The 5287-nt window shown below is 44.7% G+C and carries 3 protein-coding genes; 2 read left to right on the top strand and 1 reads right to left on the bottom strand.

Features of this window, described 5'->3' with window-relative positions; all coding sequences use genetic code 11:
* Nucleotides 1–192: 192 nt before the first annotated feature.
* A complete protein-coding gene (locus tag IM485_RS15910) occupies nucleotides 193–2817 on the bottom strand; it encodes a leucine-rich repeat domain-containing protein (protein ID WP_287744279.1) in 2625 nt (874 codons plus the stop codon).
* 612 nt (nucleotides 2818–3429) lie between these two features.
* On the opposite strand from IM485_RS15910, the gene IM485_RS15905 reads away from it, so the two are divergent.
* The gene (locus tag IM485_RS15905) at nucleotides 3430–4236 is read left to right on the top strand and encodes a TPM domain-containing protein (RefSeq protein WP_002775882.1); all 807 of its coding nucleotides are present in this window, start codon (nucleotides 3430–3432) and stop codon (nucleotides 4234–4236) included.
* A gap of 150 nt (nucleotides 4237–4386) precedes the next feature.
* A complete protein-coding gene (locus tag IM485_RS15900; protein ID WP_103111668.1) occupies nucleotides 4387–5091 on the top strand; it encodes an LmeA family phospholipid-binding protein in 705 nt (234 codons plus the stop codon).
* Nucleotides 5092–5287: the final 196 nt, after the last annotated feature.

Here is a 5287-nt window from a genome sequence, read left to right as displayed (position 1 = left end):
ATGCTTCGCCCCTACAGGACGCGGAACCATGAAGACGCAAGGTTTTGAAGCACGATTCTCTCAGAATCTTGCACCTGTTTCGGGAGAAAAGCCACAAAACCTCTACCTTGCCTACATTTCACATTTATTCAGCAAACCCTAAATATTTGTAAACTTTTTCGTCTAAGTTACTTTTCTGTGGTAAGCAAATCTTTACTGCTCCGATTTGGGGGTTTCTTGGGGGGTGTCATCGTTGTTGGTTTTTGGTTCTTGTCCTTTAAAAGTAGGGATAAATCGCGACAAAACTTCAAAAAGCTGATTAAAGGTCGTTTGATTGATTTTACCCGTCAAGAGCAATAACACAAAGACAATAAAAGCAAAGATAACAATAATTGTCAAAACGCTGGTAATATGCTTTGAATCTGGCACAAAATGGGCAATCACCGCAACTATACAAGCAACCACAGCGAAAACCAGCAACAAAGCGAGACTAGGTTTCAGGAGATTGGGAGTTTCTGGCGTTTTGGGACTCATAGGGCGATTTTCTCGGCTTTTGCGGCCACGTTCCTCCCTTATATCGAGATCTCTTGCTCTTTCTGTCTTAGATTCCACCCCTTCTAAGATATCGCGGATATTATATTTGCCGCGCAAACCGGGGAGAATTGCCTCCACGACACCTTGGTGATCGAGTTCTATCAGATGGAGATAATCGACGGGAACTTCTACCCCGGTGGGTTTTTCCCCTTGCAATTCTCGAATCACTAACTTTTCCTGTACGGCTAAATTAGGGATAGTATCGTGAATTTTATCAAAATCTGTCTTAATAATAGCTAAAAGCGCACTAGCACGGGAACCCTGGGCTTTTATGCTGATGTAGTTATCTTCCTCGTCGGCACGCACCAAAGCTCTATTAAGATCCATTGTCAGAACCACACCACTACGCCAACGCATGGTTTTATAGATCATCTGGTGATTACGGACGATAAAGCGGGAAATGATGCTACCGGGCAGGATATCATAACGGTACTGGAAGTGTAAAGGTGCGTTTTCGTAGATATCCACATCCGGTTCATCGATGGGTAGAAGATCGGTGATTAGATAGCGAGCGGGACTGTAACCATCAAGGGGAAAACAGAGTTCAAATTTTCCCATCAAATCCATCAAAAATCCGCGTTTATTTTCGGGATAACGTTGGGGTTGTTTGAGAATATTTTCCAGATCTGGCAGTGAAAGAATGCCCTTTTTTTGTACCATCAAATCGTGATTATTGAGAATATCATAAACACCGTCAGTTACCCATTCCGGGTTCAGGACATTGGTTTCATTCAGTCGCGGATCATCTTGGTAGTTGAGGACAATACCGAGATCGTGGAGAAACTGCACTAAACTTTTTTGATCGCTGGCCTCTTTAATCTCGGCTGTCTGACACATTTCCTGATACTTTTCGTAGGAAATAAAGTCATAAGTCTTTTGCATCGCTTCTAGTTGAGTTTTGATCTCAAACCAACTATTAGGCAATAAATCTTTGATATGGGGAATAGCATCGATTTGAGAGGCGATTTCCTGCACAAGTTGCTCGATTCCCGCACCGGTTTTACAGGAAGTGGCGATTAGCTTGGTGATTTGGGGATATTTTTTCTGGAGGGTGCGGATCTTAACTTGCGGGGGATTTTCATCGGCACAATTACCCACGATAATCACGGGAGAATTGCCTCCGTAGGTTTCAATGAGTTTTAACCAGTATTCCAGACGGTTTTGCTGTTCATTTTTGCGGTTGTCGAGGACAAGCAGATAAAGACTGCGTTTAGTCAGAAAAAACTGATGGGTGGTTTGCATCACTTTCTGACCGCCAAAATCCCAGATATTGAGGCGAATATCGGGTTTTTGGGGCAGTTGCCACCTTTCAATATTAATGCCGGGGGTCTTGGGTTCTCCGGAATTAAAGGTATTGTGCAGTAACCTCTTTAACAGGGAAGTTTTCCCCACATCCCCCTCCCCCACCAATAAAACTTTAAGCTCATTAAGAGGGCGTGTAGCTTTATTCTTGAGATAACTAAAAATCGCCTGCGGGTTGCCATCATCCGATATTTCTTCACCCCATCCCTGACGAATAATTTCCGGGGGAACGTTGGTAATCGGGTTATTTTTGAGGACTAATCGCTTCAGGTTGACTAGGTGAGCGAGCGCTTCTGGAATCTCCCTGATTTGGTTATTTTTGAGGTAGAGGCGTTGCAGGGAGGTGAGTTGAGTGAGCGCTTCTGGAATCTCCCTGATTTGGTTATTGCTGAGGTCGAGGAGTTGCAGGGAGGTGAGTTGAGCGAGCGCTTCTGGAATCTCCCTGATTTGGTTACTGTAGAGATAGAGGACTTGCAGGGAGGTGAGTTGAGCGAGCGCTTTTGGTATCTCCCTGATTTGGTTATTGCTGAGGTCGAGGAGTTGCAGGGAGGTGAGTTGAGCGAGCGCTTCTGGAATCTCCCTGATTTGGTTACTGTAGAGATAGAGGTATTGCAGGGAGGTGAGGTGAGCGAGCGCTTCTGGAATCTCCCTGATTTGGTTATGGCTGAGATAGAGGTATTGCAGGGAGGTGAGGTGAGCGAGCGCTTCTGGAATCTCGCTGATTTGGTTATCGCTGAGATAGAGGTATTGCAGGGAGGTGAGGTGAGCGAGCGCTTCTGGTATCTCGCTGATTTGGTTATTTCTGAGGTAGAGGTATTGCAGGGAGGTGAGTTGAGGGATTTCGGGGGGAATTTCTGTTAAGTTTTTGTCGGACAGATCCAACTCCCCCGCTCTTTCGTCTTTTGCCCGTTGAATTAACTCTAATACTTCCTGTGCTGTCATTGACCATCCCCCCGCTACTATATTCACTCCATTTTGGCAAAAGATCCAGTTAATGCCACTGGTTGAGACCTCATCAGCTTGAGTTGAGTTTCTGGAGAGTGAACTGAAAACTCGCATCTGATGACCGATAAGGGACTTGCGTGGGAATAATATCCTAGCCAGAAAATCGCTCTGTAGAAGAATCAGGCCGGCCAGATGGCATATTATCAAAGCGCAAGTCCCTTAGCTGCGGGGACTCTCAAAGGCTCTCCCCCTACTTAGGGTGATCAGCAAACCTGGGCGATCGGAGGGCGCAGGTTCCTTGCGCCCCTACAGTAACGGATTTTGTCCACAATGTAGGGGCGAACTGCGTTCGCCCAAAAGGTACATTAATGTAGGGGCGAACTGCGTTCGCCCAAAAGGTACATTAATGTAGGGGCGAACTGCGTTCGCCCAAAAGGTACATTAATGTAGGGGCGAACTGCGTTCGCCCAAAAGGTACATTATCAAAGCGCAAGTCCCTAACTGGGTGACTAAAGTTGAGAATTCCCTTAAGATAAAGTAAATAAGTGTAAAGAAACTGAAAGTTAGCCTACACCCTTGCTGAAAAAATTCTCATTGTCTAGAAGTGCTATGCTCAATCGTTTTTGCCGAGGAATCTCGATCGCTCTTGTAATTGGTGTCATTAGCTGTCTGGGTTGGATTATCTGCCCGGATCAAGCTCTAGCGGTGAATAATCCCGAATTACTGCCCAATCAAGCCACTCCGATCGTTGATTTAGCCAATTATCTACCCGCAAAACAGGAAGAGGCATTAATCCGAGATATCGAGACATTTCAAGGGGAAACCGGCTGGAAAATGCGAGTTTTAACCCAATATGACCGCAGCCCCGGCCGGGCCGTGATTAATTTCTGGGGATTGGATGATAAAAGTATTCTCCTAGTGGCCGATGGTCGCGGCGGTAATCTACTATCTTTTAGTATTGGTGATGCCGTCTATGAATTTTTACCCCGCACTTTTTGGATCGAATTACAGGCCCGTTTCGGTAATATGTATTTTGTCCGGGAAAATGGCGAAAATAACGCGATCGTACAATCCTTGGACACGGTAAAAGGCTGTTTAGTTAAAGGTGGTTGTGCGGTGGTCCCCGGTTTACCAAAGGAACAGTGGATTTTAACTTTAATTACCTCAATTGTCGGCGGTTTAGTCTTCGGTTTTGCCGGTATTCCTCGCAAAGAAGGACAGGTTTTCGCTTGGCAATGGGTTTTAATTGTCTCTCCCCTCTGGTTTATCCTCTTTGTTGCTTTTGGCATCGGACCGGTGGTTACTCGCACCAGTGAATTACTGCCCCTTTTCCGCAATTTAATCGGTTTTGCCCTCGGGGTTTTAGTCGCCTATCTTTCCCCTCGTTTTAATTCCCTCAACGCCTCAAAAACCTAAGAATTAGGGGCTTGTCAGTGATCAGTAATCAGTGAAAAGAAAGTAGCGAAGTTTTTACCTATAACTGATAGCTGACGGCAGCCCCTCATGGTTCGATCGATCTAGCTCTGTTACAATTAGAAAAATTGTGGAGTGAGTGAGATAACGTTTATGTGGGTCAATACTCAAAGTGAGATTATTAGTAAGGTTTTGCCGCCAGCAGTACGTCTGTTCTTAAGAACGCAAGTAGAACAGATAGAAGATTTAGAAATGCAGCTGCAAGGTCATGATCGGCAAATTTTGCGCGGTTATATCCCCGGGGTATTTTTAGCCGTGGGAAAAGCGATTTATCAAGGTTTACATCTAGGTAAAGCGCAATTAAGAGGGGAAAATATTCGTCTTAATATCGGGCAGGTTTTGCGAGGGAAACCCCTAAAAATTTTGGAACCTATTCGGGTTAGCGGTGAGGTGGAAATTAACGAGCAGGATTTAAATAATTCGATCGCCTCGACTATTTTAGTTAATGCTTTTGCCGATTTACTAATTTTTTCCCTAGAAAATAACGGAATTGTTAACGCCAGAGAAATTATCTCACAACAGCGTTTTAACTGGAAAAATGTTCTCTTAAATCAGGGTTATTTCTCTCTTCTCGGCCATAGAGAAACGGGTGCAGAAGTAATTTTTAGCGCTGATATTACCCTAGAAGATGCCCGCACTTTAGGGATTAGTCCCCGACAATGGCAAGGTTTAGCCCCAGATTTATCTATTGATCTGCAACCTTTTACCGTCGATTTAGGTAAAGATGTGGAGATTAAATCTTTTATTCTCGACGATCAAACTCTTTTCTGTCAGGGAAGTTTTTTGATTTTACCTTAAAAATAAACGGGATGATTCCGGTGGGTTAACTTAGTTTAACCCCCCTAATTAGGGCTTGCTGAATAAAGGTGAAATGTAGGCAAGGTAAGGGTTTTGTGGCTTTTCTCGCGAAACAGGTGCAAGATTTTGAGAGAATCGTGCTTCAAAACCTTGCGTCTTCATCGGCCCGCGTCCTGTAGGGGCGAAGCATTCGGAT

Origin of the sequence: Microcystis sp. M169S2, assembly GCF_020245865.1 — a bacterium.
GTDB lineage: Bacteria > Cyanobacteriota > Cyanobacteriia > Cyanobacteriales > Microcystaceae > Microcystis > Microcystis ichthyoblabe_A.
The sequence above is the reverse complement of the archived record's forward strand: the minus strand, read 5'-3'. Positions and strand labels throughout refer to the sequence as shown.

Bases quoted from the DNA above. Each gene is read 5' to 3' on its own strand.
- IM485_RS15910 (WP_287744279.1), bottom strand. From the start codon at position 2,817: ATGACAGCACAGGAAGTATTAGAGTTAATTCAACGGGCAAAAGACGAA.
- IM485_RS15905 (WP_002775882.1), top strand. From the start codon at position 3,430: ATGCTCAATCGTTTTTGCCGAGGAATCTCGATCGCTCTTGTAATTGGT.
- IM485_RS15900 (WP_103111668.1), top strand. From the start codon at position 4,387: ATGTGGGTCAATACTCAAAGTGAGATTATTAGTAAGGTTTTGCCGCCA.